The following is a 16806-nucleotide window of genomic DNA, read 5'->3' as shown; positions in this document are numbered from 1 at the left end:
ATTGCTCATTATAATCCGCGCCACACCATACTCCGGTATGCAAAACAACAGAACATTTGACAGAGGTTATCATGGCTATTGAACGTACTTTTTCCATCATCAAACCAAACGCGGTGGCAAAAAACGTTATTGGCAGCATCTTCGCTCGCTTTGAATCAGCAGGGTTCAAAATCGTTGGCACCAAAATGCTGCACCTGAGCGTTGAACAGGCTCGCGGTTTCTACGCTGAGCACGAAGGTCGCCCATTCTTCGACGGCCTGGTTGAGTTCATGACTTCTGGCCCAATCGTCGTTTCCGTACTGGAAGGCGAAAACGCAGTACAGCGTCACCGCGATCTGCTGGGCGCTACCAACCCGGATAACGCGCTGGCAGGTACTCTGCGCGCTGACTACGCTGACAGCTTCACCGAGAACGGCACCCACGGTTCTGACTCTGTAGAATCTGCTGCGCGCGAAATCGCTTTCTTCTTCGCTGAAGGCGAAGTGTGTCCACGTACCCGTTAATTTAACGGTTTCGTTTACACATTATTTTCGTAAATGCCGCGTGCAGACGTGGCATCCCTGCGCCAGACTTTGTACAATGCAACGCCCCGGATGAGCAGATGCTTTCCGGGGCGTTTCTTTTTAACCCTCCACGGGCCATAACGTGTAACAACGAGGCCGGAAAAAATTATGTCTGAACTAGTGAATACCTCCGAAGTCGTCATTCCTGCGGTTCCAAATAAAAATGGAAAAATCAACCTGTTGGATCTGAACCGTCAGCAGATGCGCGAATTCTTTAAAGAGATGGGCGAGAAGCCGTTTCGTGCCGACCAGGTCATGAAATGGATGTACCACTATTGCAGCGACAACTTTGATGACATGACTGACATCAACAAAGTGCTGCGCAATAAGCTTAAAGAAGTGGCCGAAATCCGTGCGCCAGAAGTGGTAGAAGAGCAACGCTCTGCCGATGGCACCATCAAATGGGCTATCGCCGTAGGCGATCAGCGCGTTGAAACCGTGTATATCCCGGAAGATGACCGCGCCACGCTGTGCGTCTCTTCTCAGGTCGGTTGTGCGCTTGAGTGCAAATTCTGCTCTACGGCTCAGCAAGGCTTTAACCGTAACCTGCGCGTGTCCGAAATTATCGGCCAGGTGTGGCGTGCGGCTAAAATCGTGGGCGCAGCAAAAGTGACGGGCACGCGTCCTATCACCAACGTGGTGATGATGGGCATGGGTGAACCCCTGCTGAACCTGACCAACGTCGTTCCGGCGATGGAAATCATGCTCGACGACTTCGGCTTTGGTCTGTCCAAGCGTCGAGTGACCCTGTCTACCTCGGGTGTTGTGCCTGCGCTGGATAAGCTCGGCGACATGATTGACGTTGCGCTGGCGATTTCCCTGCATGCCCCGAACGATGCGATTCGTGACGAAATTGTGCCGATCAACAAAAAGTACAATATCGAAACCTTCCTCGCCGGTGTTCGCCGTTACCTGGAGAAATCCAATGCGAACCAGGGTCGCGTAACCATCGAATACGTGATGCTGGATCACGTGAACGACGGTACCGAGCATGCACACGAGCTGGCTGAGCTGCTGAAAGATACGCCGTGCAAGATTAACCTGATTCCATGGAACCCGTTCCCGGGCGCGCCGTATGGCCGCAGCTCGAACAGCCGTATCGATCGCTTCTCCAAAGTACTGATGGAGTACGGTTTCACCACTATCGTGCGTAAAACACGTGGTGATGATATTGATGCTGCATGCGGACAGCTGGCAGGTGATGTGATTGACCGAACCAAGCGTACGCTACGTAAACGTATGCAGGGCGAGACCATTGCGGTCAAAGCTGTTTGATTATTATGCAGTCACGGCGCATTATCTGCGCCGTGAAGCATAATCTTACTGAATAATCAGTCAGATTCGTGATGTTTGATTAATAATTACGGTGCGTTTCATATGACTTTCGGGCAGTATGTAACGACGTAACAACAGTTTAGCCGCGCGGGCAGAGCTGCACTGTCATCTCCGGGCTGACAGTTTTATACTCTCTGTTCAAGGTTAACTGACCAGAAGTTTCGCGGTGCGGGTGGCATTGTGACTCACCGGCACCTGAACCCTTATTTTTCACGTACCAGTAGTTGTAGCGAATGAATACTGAAGCCACTCACGACCAACATGAAGCACTCTCCACTGGCGTTCGTCTTCGCAACGCCCGTGAACAACTCGGACTCAGCCAGCAAGCTGTTGCAGAACGCTTGTGCCTGAAGGTTTCCACGGTTCGCGATATTGAAGAAGATAAGGCGCCTGCCGATCTGGCTTCAACATTTCTGCGTGGTTATATCCGCTCTTACGCAAAACTGGTGCATATCCCCGAAGAAGAATTACTGCCTATGATCGAGAAGCAGGCACCGGTGCGTGCAGCAAAAGTTGCGCCGATGCAGACCTTCTCGCTGGGGAAACGTCGTAAAAAACGTGATGGCTGGTTGATGAGCTTTACCTGGCTGGTGCTGTTTGTGGTGATTGGCCTGACGGGCGCATGGTGGTGGCAAAACCACAAAGCGCAGCAGGAAGAGATCACCACCATGGCCGATCAATCTTCCGCCGAGCTGAACAACGCAGGTAGCGATAACGCACAGAACGTGCCGCTGAACACCGACAATGCGGCAACGTCTAACGACCCGCAAACGGCTGCAACAGATGCACCTGCAACCGACCCGGCTCAGGCACAAGCGCCAGCAGCGAATCCTGCTGCGCCAGCACCAAATAATACCGTTGTAGCCCCTTCTCAGGCGAATGTTGATACCGCGGCAACCACGCCAGCGGCATCTGCGCCTGCGGATAGCGCGGCTCAACCACTGCCAACCGATCAGGCGGGCGTAGCGAATGCTGCGGCCAACCCGAATGCGCTGGTGATGAACTTCTCGGCCGATTGCTGGTTAGAAGTGACCGATGCAACCGGTAAAAAACTTTTCAGCGGCTTACAGCGTAAAGATGGCACGTTAAACCTGACGGGCCAGGCACCTTACAAACTTAAAATCGGCGCTCCGGCAGCGGTACAGATCCAGTACCAGGGTAAACCTGTCGATCTGAGCCGCTTTATCAGAACTAACCAGGTTGCGCGTCTTACCGTTAATGCCGAACAATCAGCAGCACAGTAACAGACGGGCAACGCGGGAGATTTTTCATGCATAACCAGGCTCCGATTCAACGTAGAAAATCGAAACGGATTTACGTTGGGAATGTGCCAATCGGCGATGGGGCTCCTATCGCCGTCCAGTCGATGACCAACACGCGCACCACGGATGTGGAAGCCACGGTCAATCAAATCAAAGCATTAGAACGCGTCGGTGCGGACATTGTCCGCGTTTCCGTGCCAACCATGGATGCCGCCGAGGCGTTCAAACTGATCAAACAACAGGTCAGTGTCCCGCTGGTTGCTGATATTCACTTCGACTACCGTATTGCACTTAAAGTTGCCGAATATGGCGTTGACTGCCTGCGTATCAACCCAGGTAACATCGGTAACGAAGAACGTATCCGCATGGTGGTGGACTGCGCGCGCGACAAAAATATTCCAATCCGTATCGGGGTAAACGCCGGTTCTCTGGAAAAAGATCTGCAAGAAAAGTATGGCGAGCCAACGCCGCAGGCGCTGCTTGAATCGGCTATGCGCCATGTGGATCATCTGGATCGTCTTAACTTCGATCAGTTCAAAGTCAGCGTGAAAGCCTCTGATGTGTTCCTGGCGGTGGAATCTTATCGTCTGCTGGCAAAGCAGATCGATCAGCCATTGCACCTGGGGATCACCGAAGCCGGTGGCCTGCGTAGCGGTTCCGTTAAATCGGCGATCGGTCTGGGGCTGCTGCTCTCGGAAGGGATCGGCGACACCCTGCGTGTCTCTCTGGCAGCCGATCCGGTTGAAGAGATCAAAGTCGGTTTCGATATCCTGAAATCACTGCGTATCCGCGCGCGTGGGATCAACTTTATTGCCTGCCCAACCTGTTCGCGTCAGGAGTTTGACGTCATCGGTACGGTGAATGCTCTTGAGCAGCGTCTGGAAGACATTATCACCCCGATGGATGTGTCCATTATCGGTTGTGTGGTGAATGGTCCAGGTGAAGCGCTCGTGTCAACGCTTGGCGTAACCGGTGGTAACAAGAAAAGTGGTCTCTATGAAGATGGTATTCGTAAAGATCGTCTGGATAATAGCGACATGATCGACCAGCTTGAAGCCCGCATTCGCGCCAAAGCCACGATGATGGATGAAGCACAGCGTATCAGCATCCAGCAGGTTGAAAAATAACGTGATGGGAAGCCGCTCGCTTCCCATGTATGATTGAACCCATTCTTTGGGTTCTTTTTTGTATATAGAAAGAGAATAAACGTGGCAAAAAACATTCAAGCCATCCGCGGCATGAACGATTATCTGCCTGGCGAAACCGCCATCTGGCAGCGCATTGAAGGCGCACTGAAACAGGTGCTCGGCAGCTACGGTTACAGCGAAATCCGTTTGCCGATTGTAGAGCAGACCCCGTTATTCAAACGCGCGATCGGCGAAGTGACCGACGTGGTTGAAAAAGAGATGTATACCTTTGAGGACCGCAACGGCGACAGCCTGACACTGCGTCCGGAAGGTACGGCGGGCTGCGTACGCGCCGGCATCGAACATGGTCTCCTGTACAATCAGGAGCAGCGCCTGTGGTACATCGGCCCGATGTTCCGCCACGAACGTCCACAGAAAGGTCGTTACCGCCAGTTCAACCAGCTGGGTGTTGAAGTTTTTGGTCTGCAAGGCCCGGACATCGATGCCGAACTGATTATGCTAACTGCTCGCTGGTGGCGCGCGCTCGGTATTTCTGAGCATGTTTCTCTGGAGCTGAACTCTATCGGTTCTCTTGAAGCGCGTGCGAACTATCGCGATGCACTGGTTGCGTTCCTGGAACAGCATAAAGAGTCGCTGGACGAAGACTGCAAACGTCGCATGTACAGCAACCCGCTGCGTGTTCTGGATTCCAAAAACCCAGAAGTTCAGGCGCTGTTGAATGATGCGCCTGCACTGGGTGATTACCTGGACGACGATTCTCGCGAGCACTTCGCGGGTCTGTGCAAACTGCTGGAAGCCGCCGGCATTGCTTATACCGTCAACCAGCGTCTGGTGCGCGGTCTGGACTACTACAACCGTACTGTTTTCGAGTGGGTGACGAGCAGCCTCGGCTCACAGGGAACCGTATGCGCAGGTGGTCGTTATGACGGTCTGGTTGAACAGCTTGGTGGCCGTGCGGCACCTGCCGTTGGTTTTGCAATGGGCCTTGAGCGACTTGTTTTGCTGGTTCAGGCAGTTAATCCGGAATTTAAAGCAGATTCCGTTGTCGATATATACCTGGTGGCCTCAGGCGCGGATACGCAGTCTGCGGCAATGCAGCTTGCCGAACGCGTTCGTGATGAACTGCCGGGCGTTAAGCTGATGACCAACCATGGCGGCGGCAACTTTAAAAAACAGTTTGCTCGTGCCGATAAGTGGGGCGCAAGTGTTGCACTGGTGCTGGGTGAGTCTGAAGTGGCTAACGGCGAAGTGGTGGTTAAAGACCTGCGCTCTGGTGAGCAAACAACGGTAACGCAGGATGGCGTTGCGGCGCACTTGCGCGCTTTGACTTCCTAAGGAGAAGAACTGCGTGGAAATTTACGAGAACGAAAACGACCAGGTTGATGCGATTAAACGCTTCTTTGCTGAAAACGGCAAAGCACTGGCTGTTGGGGTAATTTTGGGTGTGGGTGCGTTAGTGGGCTGGCGTTTCTGGAACGGTCATCAGGCTGATTCTGCGCGTGGCGCTTCTCTGGCGTATGAAAACACCATCAGCGCTATCCGTGCCGATCAGCCGCAAACGCTGACCGCTGCCGAGAAATTTTCTGCTGAAAACAAAAACACTTACGGTGCGCTGGCCGCACTGGAAGTCGCGCAGCAGTTTGTTGATAAAAATGAGCTGGATAAAGCGGTAGCACAGCTGTCACAAGGCCTTGCTGCGGCGAGTGATGAAAACCTGAAAGCGGTCATCAACATGCGCCTGGCGCGTATCCAGGTTCAACAGAAAAAAGCCGATGATGCGCTGAAAACGCTCGATACCATCAAAGGTGAAGGCTTTGCGGCCATTGTTGCCGACCTGCGCGGTGAAGCACTGCTGAGCAAAGGTGATAAAGAGGGCGCGCGTAAAGCGTGGCAAGCTGGCGTAGATAGCAAAGCTTCACCTGCGCTGAGCGAAATGATGCAGATGAAAATAAATAATTTGTCCGTCTGAGAGGGACCCGATGCAATTGCGTAAATTACTTCTGCCAGGACTGCTTTCTGTTACGTTATTGAGTGGCTGTTCACTGTTCAGTGGCGAAGAAGATGTTGTAAAAATGTCCCCGCTGCCAACGGTTGAAAACCAGTTTACCCCGTCAACCGCGTGGAGTTCTTCCGTCGGTGACGGTATTGGTGAATTTTATTCCAACCTGCACCCGGCATTTGCTGACAGCGTGGTCTATGCGGCCGACCGCAAAGGCACGGTAAAAGCGCTTAATTCCGACGACGGAAAAGAAGTGTGGTCCGTTAACCTGGCGGAAAAAGATGGCTGGTTCTCCCGTAAGCCTGCACTGCTCTCTGGTGGCCTGACGGTTGCTGGCGGCCACGTCTATGTGGGCAGTGAAAAAGCGCAGGTTTATGCGCTGAACACAAGTGATGGCTCAATTGCATGGCAAACCACGGTGGCTGGCGAATCGCTGTCCCGCCCGGTTGTGAGCGATGGTCTGGTTCTGATCCACACCAGCAACGGCCAGTTGCAGGCGCTGAACGAAGCCGATGGTCTGGTGAAATGGACGGTAAACCTGGATATGCCTTCACTGTCTCTGCGTGGTGAATCTGCTCCGGCATCTGCTTTTGGCGCGGCGATTGTTGGCGGCGACAATGGTCGTGTCAGTGCGGTACTGATGCAGCAGGGCCAGATGATTTGGCAGCAGCGTATCTCTCAGGCAACCGGTTCAACTGAAATTGACCGCCTGAGCGACGTGGACACGACGCCGGTTATCGTCAATGGCGTGGTTTACGCGCTGGCTTATAATGGTAACCTGACCGCGCTGGACCTGCGCAGCGGCCAGATCATGTGGAAGCGTGAGCTGGGCTCTGTGAATGATTTCATCGTTGATGGCAACCGTATTTATATGGTTGATCAAAACGATCGCCTGCTGGCACTGAACACCGAAGGTGGCGTAACGCTGTGGACGCAAAGCGATCTGCTGCACCGTCTGCTGACGGCACCGGCGCTGTATAACGGCAGCCTGGTTGTCGGTGATAGCGAAGGTTATATGCACTGGATTGATCCAGAAACGGGTCGCTTCACTGCTCAGCAAAAAGTTGACAGCTCTGGCTTCCTGACCGAACCGGTTGTGGCTGATGGCAAACTGCTGATCCAGGCAAAAGACGGCACGCTGTACGCGATCACGCGTTAATTACTCAGCGGTTGTTGTATACTAAACGGCTCCTGTTAACTCAGGGGCCGTTTTGACTTTTTTAAAAACGCCGCGAAAGCGACGTGATTTTGAATTTTATGAGGCTTCAAACATGGTACCTGTGGTCGCGCTTGTCGGGCGCCCTAACGTTGGAAAATCCACTCTTTTTAACCGTTTAACACGCACCCGTGATGCGCTGGTTGCGGATTTCCCGGGGCTGACGCGTGACCGTAAGTACGGTCGTGCAGAAGTGGAAGGACGTGAGTTCATCTGCATCGATACCGGCGGTATTGATGGGACAGAAGACGGCGTCGAAACTCGTATGGCGGAACAGTCTCTGCTGGCCATCGAAGAAGCAGACGTTGTTCTGTTTATGGTTGATGCCCGTGCTGGCCTGATGCCAGCGGACTCCGCTATTGCCAAACATCTGCGCGCGCGTGAAAAGCCAACTTTCCTGGTGGCCAACAAAACTGACGGCATCGATGCCGATCAGGCGATTGCTGATTTCTGGTCGTTAGGTCTGGGTGAGATCTACCCAATCGCGGCATCTCATGGCCGTGGCGTGACCAGCCTGCTCGAAACCGTTCTGCTGCCGTGGGTTGACGAAGTGAACCCGCCGGAAGAAGTGGACGAAGACGCTGAATACTGGGCGCAGTTCGAAGAAGGTGAAGAGGGCGAAGAAGAAGAGCCTGAAGAGGCATTCAACCCGCAGGATCTGCCAATTAAGCTGGCGATTGTGGGCCGTCCAAACGTAGGTAAGTCTACGCTTACTAACCGTATTCTGGGTGAAGAGCGCGTGGTCGTTTACGACATGCCTGGCACCACGCGTGACAGTATCTACATCCCGATGCAGCGCGATGAACGTGAGTACGTACTTATCGATACTGCCGGTGTGCGTAAACGCGGGAAAATCACCGATGTGGTGGAAAAATTCTCCGTTATCAAAACTCTACAGGCAATTGAAGATGCCAACGTGGTGCTGCTGGTTATCGATGCACGCGAAGGGATCTCCGATCAGGATCTGTCACTGCTGGGCTTTATCCTCAACAGCGGGCGCTCACTGGTTATCGTCGTCAACAAATGGGACGGCCTGAGCAATGAAGTGCGCGAGCAGGTGAAAGAGACCCTGGACTTCCGTCTGGGCTTTATCGACTTCGCGCGTGTGCACTTTATCTCTGCGCTGCACGGTAGCGGCGTGGGTAACCTGTTCGATTCCGTTCGCGAAGCCTATGACAGCTCTACCCGTCGCCAGAGCACCGCGATGCTGACCCGTATTATGAATATGGCAGCAGAAGACCATCAGCCGCCGTTGGTGCGTGGTCGCCGTGTGAAGCTGAAATATGCTCACGCCGGTGGTTATAACCCGCCAATCGTGGTTATCCACGGTAACCAGGTGAAAGATCTGCCGGATTCCTACAAACGTTATCTGATGAACTACTTCCGCAAGTCGCTGGACGTGATGGGCACACCTATCCGTATCCAGTTCAAGGAAGGGGATAACCCGTTTGCGAACAAGCGCAATACCCTGACGCCAAACCAGATGCGTAAGCGTAAGCGTTTGATTAAGCACATCAAGAAAAGCAAATAATCATTGCTAGCTTTCATATAACCCGCGTATTTCGCGGGTTTTTTGTCTTTGTGATACGTGATAGCAAGGCATGAAAGCACAGGTTAAAAGGACCTTTCTGAACTTTCGGAATAACTAAAGATAAAGACGCATTTTGGGCTCAGGAAAAAATGATAAGCAGGTGTAGAAAAGTGGAAGCAATAACGACAAAAGGAAAATCAAAATGTCTGTACCCGCTTATATCTGGCTTTATCACTCTACCGGAATCCTGATACAGGGTGGCTCTAACGTCCTGATGCGTGAAGGCGCGATAGAAATGCAGAGCTTCAACCACGGCATACACATCCCCTACGATAATAATTTTGGAAAACTCACCGGCACACGCGTGCACGATCAGCTGAGCTTCACCAAAGAACTGGACAAGGCAACACCATACCTAAATCGCGCCGTCTGCAAGGGCGAAACGCTTCAGGAAGGTATTATCAAGTGGTATCGGATAAACGATGCTGGCGTGGAGGAAGAATTTTTGCACATCATTTTGAAGAGTGTGAAAGTGGTGGCGGTGACTCCTGTTATGCACAATTTCAAAAACACCGCTGGGCAAATGAATAACCCGGCTGAATCCATATCGCTGGCTTACGAAAGCATCACCTGGCTTTATCTCGACGGGAATATCACCTATACAGATACCTGGAATCAGAGGGTCTACGCGTGATCAGTTGCCGAGTTGATTTTAACCATCTTTATGATGATGGTCGCGAAGCTCGCCTTGATGTGAGCGGCGTTGGCTCATTCCCTGTGTTTAGCGGGCTGGGCGAGCTGGTAAACAAGCCTGAGTGTTCTGTCATGGAGAATGCGACCGTCCCTCCTGGAAGCTATTGGATTGTAGACAGGCCCGCTGGTGGCATGTACTCCCATGCGCAAACGTGGTTTAAACACGCTTTTACGGGGAATAATTATTATGACTGGTTCGCCTTGTATCGTAAGGATGGCGTGGTGGATGACTTTATGAAGTTTGATGTGGATGCCCAGCACCACTATCTCCGCGGTCATTTCCGGCTTCACCCGCCGCGGCCAGATGGATCGGGAATTAGCGAAGGATGCATTACCTTTTTTCTTTCGAGTGACTTTTACACAGTGCGAGCTGCGCTTCTACGTGCTCACCGTCACCGCATCTTGCAAGGAGATAACCTGTGGGCGTACGGTGATATAACCGTGATTGGTAATACCTCGGGGAGATGTGATGTCACGCCCGGCTAAATGGTCTATTCGCGTTTTGGGTATTCTGGCCATGACGTTCATGTTGATGCTTTCGGGCATTTTTGATCCACTGGCCGAATCCCTGAAATTCACCGTTACGGACCTGCTAAATTATATCCCATATGAAAAGGGACCATATGCTGACCGCGTAGAAGATAACTATTTCACGCTTTATATCATTTGTAATGCGCTGGCATCTGTTATGACTGTATTTATCGGCGAGATAGTAGTGAAATTAAGCCGTATCGAGTGTTAAAGGCAGAAAAGCAAGTAATTATTGCTGACTTCTCTAAAACTTGCGCACGCCGCGGTTTTTTTACGTCTTTCATACCGTGCGTTTTCTCTCTGTGATGTCAATCACTAATCATTTTTAACCTTGTTTAAATCCAGAAAAGTAGACAATCATCGAATTTTCGTCTTAAAGTCCTGTGTCTGGTACTAGACAAAACTAGCACCTGGTTATCAAATAGTTAACCAATTTTCGCCGCATGTAAAAAATCGATCAGATACGTAACTGATCGGCGTACATGTCGGTGTTTACAAGCACGACGACATACCTTTTCGGGAGAATTATGCAATCCTCTGTTAATCAAAAAGAAAGCCGAACGTTCTTCGGCCATCCGTATCCGCTTGGCTCACTGTTCTTTACTGAAATGTGGGAGCGCTTCTCGTTTTACGGTATCCGCCCGTTACTCATTCTGTTTATGGCGGCAACCGTTTATGACGGCGGCATGGGGCTGGCACGTGAGAACGCGTCTGCCATCGTGGGGATTTTTGCCGGTGCGATGTACCTCGCCGCGTTGCCGGGCGGCTGGCTGGCAGATAACTGGCTCGGCCAGCAAAAAGCCGTCTGGTACGGTTCTATTCTGATTTCCCTCGGCCACCTGTCGATCGCGCTCTCTGCTGTGATGGGGAATAACCTGTTCTTCATCGGCCTGATGTTTATTGTGCTCGGCTCTGGTCTGTTCAAAACCTGTATCTCGGTGATGGTCGGGACCCTGTATAAAAAAGGCGATGCACGCCGTGACGGCGGTTTCTCGCTGTTTTATATGGGCATCAACATGGGGTCGTTCATTGCTCCACTGATCTCCGGCTGGCTGATTAAAACTCATGGCTGGCACTGGGGCTTTGGTATCGGTGGTATCGGGATGCTGGTGGCGCTGGTTATCTTCCGCGTGTTTGCCGTTCCGTCCATGAAACGTTATGACAGTGAAGTCGGCCTGGATTCCACCTGGAACAGCCCGGTCGTGAAGCGAAAAGGCGTGGGTGCCTGGCTGCTGGCGCTGGCCGTGGGTGTGGCTGTTGTTGTGACGCTGATTGCGCAGGGTGTGATTGTCATTAACCCGGTAGCGGTTGCCAGTACGCTGGTTTACGTCATTGCCGCGTCTGTTGCGCTGTACTTCATCTACCTGTTTGTTTTTGCTGGCCTCAACCGTAAAGAGCGCGCCAGACTGCTGGTGTGTTTCATCCTGCTGGTTTCTGCGGCATTCTTCTGGTCTGCGTTTGAGCAAAAGCCAACCTCGTTCAACCTGTTTGCCAACGACTACACTAACCGCATGATCGGCGATTTCGAGATCCCGGCGGTGTGGTTCCAGTCGGTCAACGCGCTGTTTATCATCATTCTGGCGCCGGTATTCAGCTGGGCATGGCCGAAGCTTGCGAGCATGAACATTCGCCCAAGCAGCATCACCAAATTCGTTATCGGCATTCTGTGTGCCGCAGCGGGCTTTGGCCTGATGATGCTGGCCGCGCAGAATGTGTTGGCTAACGGCGGGGCGGGTGTTTCTCCGTTCTGGCTGGTGGGCAGTATTCTGATGCTGACCCTGGGTGAGCTGTGTTTAAGCCCGATTGGCCTGGCGACCATGACGCTGCTGGCACCGGAAAGAATGCGTGGTCAGATGATGGGCCTATGGTTCTGTGCAAGTGCGCTGGGTAACCTGGCGGCTGGCCTGATTGGTGGGCATGTGAAGGCCGACCAGCTGGATATGCTGCCGGATCTGTTTGCCCGCTGTTCTGTTGCACTGCTGATTTGTGCCGCGGTACTGATTGTGCTCATTGTTCCGGTACGCCGGATGCTGGAAAATACCCAGACTAAACCGGCCGCTAACGCCTGATAAAACCTCGACATTGCCGGGGCAGGCGTAATGCCCCGGCAATTTACTCAACGAGGTAAGCACATGCTGTTAGGGTTTGTTGGACTTGGCTCCGTGGTTGAAACGGCATACCTGCCTGCATTACGACATCGCTTCGGCGACTCGCTACAGTGTCTGGGGTTTGATGTTGACCCCGCAAAACAGCCCGACGGCGTGATGCGATGCGCATCGCTTGCTGAACTCCTCACCCAACCTCTTGATACCCTGTTTATCACCACGGCTTCTCTGCACCATCTTGAGGTGCTTGAGCAGGCGCTGGCTTCCCCGGTCCGGCGTATTGTGGTCGAAAAGCCCATCGTCGCGACGCTAACCCAAATCGAAAAACTGAAAACTCTACTGGTTTTGCCCGGTGCGGCTAGCCGGGTGCTGGCGCTCGATCACTGGATGGCGCGTCTCGGTACCGTACATCAGGGGCTGGTCGACACCGTGGCTGATATTGTCAGAATCGAAGGATTTCTTCAGGAGCCGAGTGGGTTTAACGCGGCGGGTGAGCCCATTGCGCTGAACTTTGCCACCGGCGAGCCGGATACGCGCACGCTTCGCCACCCGGATGGCGTTATCCTGGATATTGGCACGCATGTGCTGGCAATGATGCGTGAAACCTTGCGCTATCTGGGGGGAAAGGGCGATATGGCCTTGCAGGTGGTGACCGCTAAGGACCGTCTGGGTCGCGATATCAGAAAAGGGGATATGACCACCGCAGAGGGCGAGGCACACCTCCAGGGGCAGATCAGCGGCTTGCCGGTCGATCTCTGGTTAAACAAATATGCCGGGCCGTCTGGCGGGCAAAAAGGGCTGCGGATTTATCTGCGCGATGGACGCATCATCAGTCACGACAGACGTGGTGCAGAAGATGTTCTGGAACATATTGATGGCGAGGATATTCAGCGCTGGCACGTGCCCGGTTCCATCTATGAGCACTGCCTGGCCGGGCATATTCTGGGGGCACAAAGTCTGTTCGAACGCGATCCGCAGGAAGTGCCCCGCACGACGCAACGCAGGATTGAGGAGGTTGAGCTGCTGCTGACATTACAGCAACAGCTGCGTGGCCCTCATTAAGCGCATCGTGATAAAATTAACGCAGTAATGAATACCTGGCCAAAGGAGTCACTATGTCGATTATCTGCCCGGATTGCCATGCAGAGCTGGAGCCACAAAACGGTGTGGCGCACTGTGAACAGTGCAACAACGATATTGCGCTGGAAGCGCGCTGCCCGGAGTGCCATAAGCCGCTCCAGGTGCTAAAAGCCTGCGGAGCAGTGGATTATTTCTGCCAGAACGGCCACGGGTTGATCTCTAAAAAACGTGTGGAATTTGTGCCGGTTTAATCCGGCTTTTTCTTCCGCGTTTTTTTCGCAGCGGTCACGCCTTTCACTTCGCTTTCCACCCAGCCATCTGACAGCCGGGTGGTGAGCACATCACCGGCTTTCACTTGTTTGGTCTGTTTCAGCACTTTGCCATCCGTTGCGGTTGTCACGCTGTAGCCTCGCGCAAGCGTAGAGAGCGGGCTGACGGCCTCAAGATGGGTCACGGCATTACCAAAGCGTTCACGGGTGCTGCTCAGCCGTGCACGCAGGTTCTCTGCCAGGCGAAACTCCAGCTGCTGAATACGCGTTTGCGCGCGATAAATTTTCGGCTGCGGGTTTTGCTGGTTCAGGCGCTGAGTCACGCGCTGCTGGCGTGATACCGCGCGCTTAAGCTGATTATCCAGGGCGAAGTTCATCCGCTGACGCAGGCGATCCAGCACGGTTTGCTGACGCGCCAGACGCAGCTGAGGGTGCTGCTGTTGCAGGCGATGATGAAGCTGCGTAAAGCGGCGGGTGCGGTTGGCGAGGAAATAATCCATCGCCATTTCAAGACGCTGCTGCCCGTTCTGAAGCTGGCGCAGTAATTCAAGCTGATTGCGGCTCACCACTTCTGCTGCCGCCGATGGCGTTGGTGCGCGCAGATCAGCCACAAAATCCGCGATAGTCACGTCTGTTTCGTGTCCGACGGCGCTCACCACCGGGATAAGGCTGGCAAAGATGGCCCGCGCTACCCGCTCGTCGTTAAAGCTCCACAAATCTTCCAGCGAGCCGCCGCCGCGACCGACGATCAGCACATCACACTCCTGACGCGTGTTGGCCAGTTCTATTGCGCGGACGATTTGCGCTGGCGCATCGTCACCCTGAACGGCTGTCGGGTAGATGATGACGGGCAGGGAAGGATCACGACGCTTAAGCACGTGCAAAATATCGTGCAGGGCCGCACCGGTCTTAGAGGTGATGACGCCCACGCAGTGCGCAGGTGAGGGCAGTGGTTTTTTGAACTGCTGGTCGAACAGACCCTCTGCGGAGAGTTTGGCTTTTAACTGTTCGTATTTCTGTTGCAGTAAGCCTTCACCCGCGGGCTGCATACTCTCGACAATAATCTGATAGTCGCCGCGCGGTTCATACAGGGTGATATTGGCGCGAACCAGAACCTGCTGGCCATGCTGTGGGCGGAAGGTCACGCGACGATTGCTGTTGCGGAACATCGCGCAGCGTACCTGAGCGGTATCATCTTTTAGCGTAAAGTACCAATGGCCGGATGACGGTTGGGTGAAGTTTGAAATTTCACCGCTGATCCAGACCTGCCCCATTTCCTGCTCAAGCAGTAAACGAACCGTTTGATTTAGGCGGCTGACAGTAAAAATTGAGGGGGTTTGAGAGGATAACATGTGAGCGGGATCAAATTCTAAATCAGCAAGTTATTCAGTCGATAGTAACCTGCTGAGAGGGGAGCGCAAGTATTTTTTATAAAAAAGTGTGGATGCAATCGGTTACGCTCTGTATAATGCCACGGCAATATTTAACCACCCAGGTCAGAGATATTGCCCATGCTACGTATCGCTAAAGAAGCACTGACGTTTGACGACGTCCTCCTTGTTCCCGCTCACTCCACCGTTCTGCCGAATACTGCCGACCTCAGCACGCAGTTGACTAAAACCATTCGCCTGAACATTCCTATGCTCTCTGCGGCAATGGACACCGTGACTGAAGCGCGCCTGGCTATCGCCCTGGCACAGGAAGGTGGCATTGGCTTTATTCACAAAAACATGTCTATCGAGCGTCAGGCTGAAGAAGTTCGCCGCGTGAAGAAACATGAGTCCGGTATCGTCACCGACCCACAGACCGTTCTGCCAACTACCACGCTGCACGAAGTTAAAGCCCTGACCGAACGTAACGGCTTTGCCGGTTACCCGGTTGTGACTGAAGCCAACGAACTGGTCGGTATCATCACCGGCCGTGACGTGCGTTTCGTGACCGACCTGAACCAGCCTGTCAGCGTTTACATGACGCCGAAAGAGCGTCTGGTGACCGTTCGTGAAGGCGAAACGCGTGAAGTGGTCTTCGCGAAAATGCACGAAAAACGCGTTGAGAAAGCGCTGGTTGTGGATGCGAACTTCCACCTGCGTGGCATGATCACCGTTAAAGACTTCCAGAAAGCAGAACGCAAACCAAACGCCTGTAAAGACGAGCATGGCCGTCTGCGTGTAGGTGCTGCGGTTGGCGCGGGTGCTGGCAACGAAGAGCGTGTTGATGCGCTGGTTGCGGCTGGTGTTGACGTGCTGCTGATTGACTCCTCTCACGGCCATTCCGAAGGCGTTCTGCAACGTATCCGTGATACCCGTGCGAAATACCCTGACCTGCAAATCATTGGCGGTAACGTGGCGACTGGCGCAGGCGCTCGTGCTCTGGCTGAAGCCGGTTGCAGCGCGGTGAAAGTGGGTATTGGCCCAGGCTCCATCTGTACGACCCGTATCGTGACCGGCGTGGGCGTTCCACAGATCACCGCCGTTTCTGACGCGGTTGAAGCGCTGGAAGGCACCGGTGTTCCGGTTATCGCTGATGGCGGCATCCGCTTCTCTGGTGACATCGCTAAAGCTATCGCCGCTGGCGCTGCTGCCGTAATGGTAGGCTCCATGCTGGCCGGTACTGAAGAATCCCCGGGCGAAATCGAACTCTTCCAGGGCCGTTCTTACAAATCATACCGCGGTATGGGTTCCCTGGGCGCGATGTCCAAAGGCTCTTCTGACCGTTACTTCCAGACCGATAACGCCGCTGACAAACTGGTACCGGAAGGTATCGAAGGTCGCGTTGCCTATAAAGGCCGTCTGAAAGAGATCATTCACCAGCAGATGGGCGGCCTGCGCTCCTGTATGGGTCTGACCGGCTGTGGTACCATTGACCTGCTGCGTACTAAAGCGGAATTCGTACGTATCAGCGGTGCGGGTATCCAGGAAAGCCACGTTCACGACGTGACGATCACCAAAGAGTCCCCGAACTACCGTCTGGGATCATGATTTTCTTCGCCCGACCTTGTGTCGGGCGATTTATTT

16 protein-coding genes are annotated in these 16806 nt (G+C 53.4%); 15 read left to right on the top strand and 1 reads right to left on the bottom strand.

Annotated features, from left to right (window positions below; genetic code table 11):
* Positions 1-71 precede the first annotated feature (71 nt).
* From ndk to M987_RS22325, 14 genes are all read left to right on the top strand, one after another.
* A complete protein-coding gene (ndk, locus tag M987_RS22390) occupies positions 72-503 on the top strand; it encodes a nucleoside-diphosphate kinase (protein ID WP_014071336.1) in 432 nt (143 codons plus the stop codon).
* Positions 504-671: 168 nt separating this feature from the next.
* The gene (gene rlmN, locus M987_RS22385; protein WP_014071335.1) at positions 672-1838 is read left to right on the top strand and encodes a dual-specificity RNA methyltransferase RlmN; all 1167 of its coding nucleotides are present in this window, start codon (positions 672-674) and stop codon (positions 1836-1838) included.
* 293 nt (positions 1839-2131) lie between these two features.
* Positions 2132-3142: a cytoskeleton protein RodZ gene (gene rodZ / locus M987_RS22380; RefSeq protein WP_014071334.1), complete on the top strand. Its 1011-nt coding sequence runs from the start codon at positions 2132-2134 to the stop codon at positions 3140-3142.
* 26 nt (positions 3143-3168) lie between these two features.
* Entirely contained in the window at positions 3169-4287 is a 1119-nt protein-coding gene (ispG, locus tag M987_RS22375; RefSeq protein WP_014071333.1) for a flavodoxin-dependent (E)-4-hydroxy-3-methylbut-2-enyl-diphosphate synthase, read from the top strand.
* Positions 4288-4368: 81 nt separating this feature from the next.
* Positions 4369-5643 (top strand): histidine--tRNA ligase, encoded by a 1275-nt coding sequence (gene hisS, locus M987_RS22370; RefSeq protein WP_014071332.1) that lies wholly within the window; start codon positions 4369-4371, stop codon positions 5641-5643.
* 13 nt (positions 5644-5656) lie between these two features.
* On the top strand, positions 5657-6277 hold the full coding sequence (locus M987_RS22365; protein ID WP_014071331.1) for a YfgM family protein: 621 nt from the start codon (positions 5657-5659) through the stop codon (positions 6275-6277).
* Between the two features lie 10 nt (positions 6278-6287).
* Positions 6288-7466: an outer membrane protein assembly factor BamB gene (bamB, locus tag M987_RS22360; RefSeq protein WP_014071330.1), complete on the top strand. Its 1179-nt coding sequence runs from the start codon at positions 6288-6290 to the stop codon at positions 7464-7466.
* A gap of 112 nt (positions 7467-7578) precedes the next feature.
* Entirely contained in the window at positions 7579-9054 is a 1476-nt protein-coding gene (gene der, locus M987_RS22355) for a ribosome biogenesis GTPase Der (protein WP_014071329.1), read from the top strand.
* A 202-nt stretch (positions 9055-9256) separates the two neighbouring features.
* Complete coding sequence (locus M987_RS22350) at positions 9257-9748, top strand: Hcp family type VI secretion system effector (protein ID WP_014071328.1); 492 nt, start codon at positions 9257-9259, stop codon at positions 9746-9748.
* Positions 9745-10293, top strand: a complete 549-nt coding sequence (locus M987_RS22345) for a DUF2778 domain-containing protein (RefSeq protein WP_014071327.1) — start codon at positions 9745-9747, stop codon at positions 10291-10293. The genes M987_RS22350 and M987_RS22345 overlap by 4 nt, the downstream gene beginning before the upstream one ends.
* Positions 10277-10549, top strand: coding sequence for a hypothetical protein (locus M987_RS22340; RefSeq protein WP_014071326.1), 273 nt, complete (start codon positions 10277-10279; stop codon positions 10547-10549). The genes M987_RS22345 and M987_RS22340 overlap by 17 nt, the downstream gene beginning before the upstream one ends.
* 316 nt (positions 10550-10865) lie before the next feature.
* A complete protein-coding gene (locus tag M987_RS22335) occupies positions 10866-12407 on the top strand; it encodes a peptide MFS transporter (protein WP_014071325.1) in 1542 nt (513 codons plus the stop codon).
* A gap of 63 nt (positions 12408-12470) precedes the next feature.
* Positions 12471-13505, top strand: coding sequence for a Gfo/Idh/MocA family oxidoreductase (locus M987_RS22330; protein WP_014071324.1), 1035 nt, complete (start codon positions 12471-12473; stop codon positions 13503-13505).
* Between the two features lie 53 nt (positions 13506-13558).
* Entirely contained in the window at positions 13559-13774 is a 216-nt protein-coding gene (locus M987_RS22325; protein ID WP_014071323.1) for a zinc ribbon domain-containing protein, read from the top strand.
* Here M987_RS22325 and xseA read toward each other — a convergent pair.
* Positions 13771-15144, bottom strand: coding sequence for an exodeoxyribonuclease VII large subunit (gene xseA, locus M987_RS22320; RefSeq protein ID WP_014071322.1), 1374 nt, complete (start codon positions 15142-15144; stop codon positions 13771-13773). The genes M987_RS22325 and xseA overlap by 4 nt on opposite strands.
* 159 nt (positions 15145-15303) lie before the next feature.
* On the opposite strand from xseA, the gene guaB reads away from it, so the two are divergent.
* Positions 15304-16770 (top strand): IMP dehydrogenase, encoded by a 1467-nt coding sequence (gene guaB, locus M987_RS22315; protein WP_014071321.1) that lies wholly within the window; start codon positions 15304-15306, stop codon positions 16768-16770.
* Positions 16771-16806 lie beyond the last annotated feature (36 nt).

The organism is Enterobacter soli ATCC BAA-2102 (genome assembly GCF_001654845.1).
Taxonomy (GTDB): Bacteria; Pseudomonadota; Gammaproteobacteria; order Enterobacterales; family Enterobacteriaceae; genus Enterobacter; species Enterobacter soli.
The sequence above is the reverse complement of the archived record's forward strand: the minus strand, read 5'-3'. Positions and strand labels throughout refer to the sequence as shown.

Excerpts from the sequence above, each read along its gene's own strand:
- der (WP_014071329.1), top strand. The coding sequence starts at position 7,579 with ATGGTACCTGTGGTCGCGCTTGTCGGGCGCCCTAACGTTGGAAAATCC.
- bamB (WP_014071330.1), top strand. The coding sequence starts at position 6,288 with ATGCAATTGCGTAAATTACTTCTGCCAGGACTGCTTTCTGTTACGTTA.
- M987_RS22335 (WP_014071325.1), top strand. The coding sequence starts at position 10,866 with ATGCAATCCTCTGTTAATCAAAAAGAAAGCCGAACGTTCTTCGGCCAT.
- M987_RS22340 (WP_014071326.1), top strand. The coding sequence starts at position 10,277 with ATGTCACGCCCGGCTAAATGGTCTATTCGCGTTTTGGGTATTCTGGCC.
- guaB (WP_014071321.1), top strand. The coding sequence starts at position 15,304 with ATGCTACGTATCGCTAAAGAAGCACTGACGTTTGACGACGTCCTCCTT.
- rodZ (WP_014071334.1), top strand. The coding sequence starts at position 2,132 with ATGAATACTGAAGCCACTCACGACCAACATGAAGCACTCTCCACTGGC.
- rlmN (WP_014071335.1), top strand. The coding sequence starts at position 672 with ATGTCTGAACTAGTGAATACCTCCGAAGTCGTCATTCCTGCGGTTCCA.
- M987_RS22325 (WP_014071323.1), top strand. The coding sequence starts at position 13,559 with ATGTCGATTATCTGCCCGGATTGCCATGCAGAGCTGGAGCCACAAAAC.
- ispG (WP_014071333.1), top strand. The coding sequence starts at position 3,169 with ATGCATAACCAGGCTCCGATTCAACGTAGAAAATCGAAACGGATTTAC.
- M987_RS22350 (WP_014071328.1), top strand. The coding sequence starts at position 9,257 with ATGTCTGTACCCGCTTATATCTGGCTTTATCACTCTACCGGAATCCTG.
- M987_RS22330 (WP_014071324.1), top strand. The coding sequence starts at position 12,471 with ATGCTGTTAGGGTTTGTTGGACTTGGCTCCGTGGTTGAAACGGCATAC.
- ndk (WP_014071336.1), top strand. The coding sequence starts at position 72 with ATGGCTATTGAACGTACTTTTTCCATCATCAAACCAAACGCGGTGGCA.
- xseA (WP_014071322.1), bottom strand. The coding sequence starts at position 15,144 with ATGTTATCCTCTCAAACCCCCTCAATTTTTACTGTCAGCCGCCTAAAT.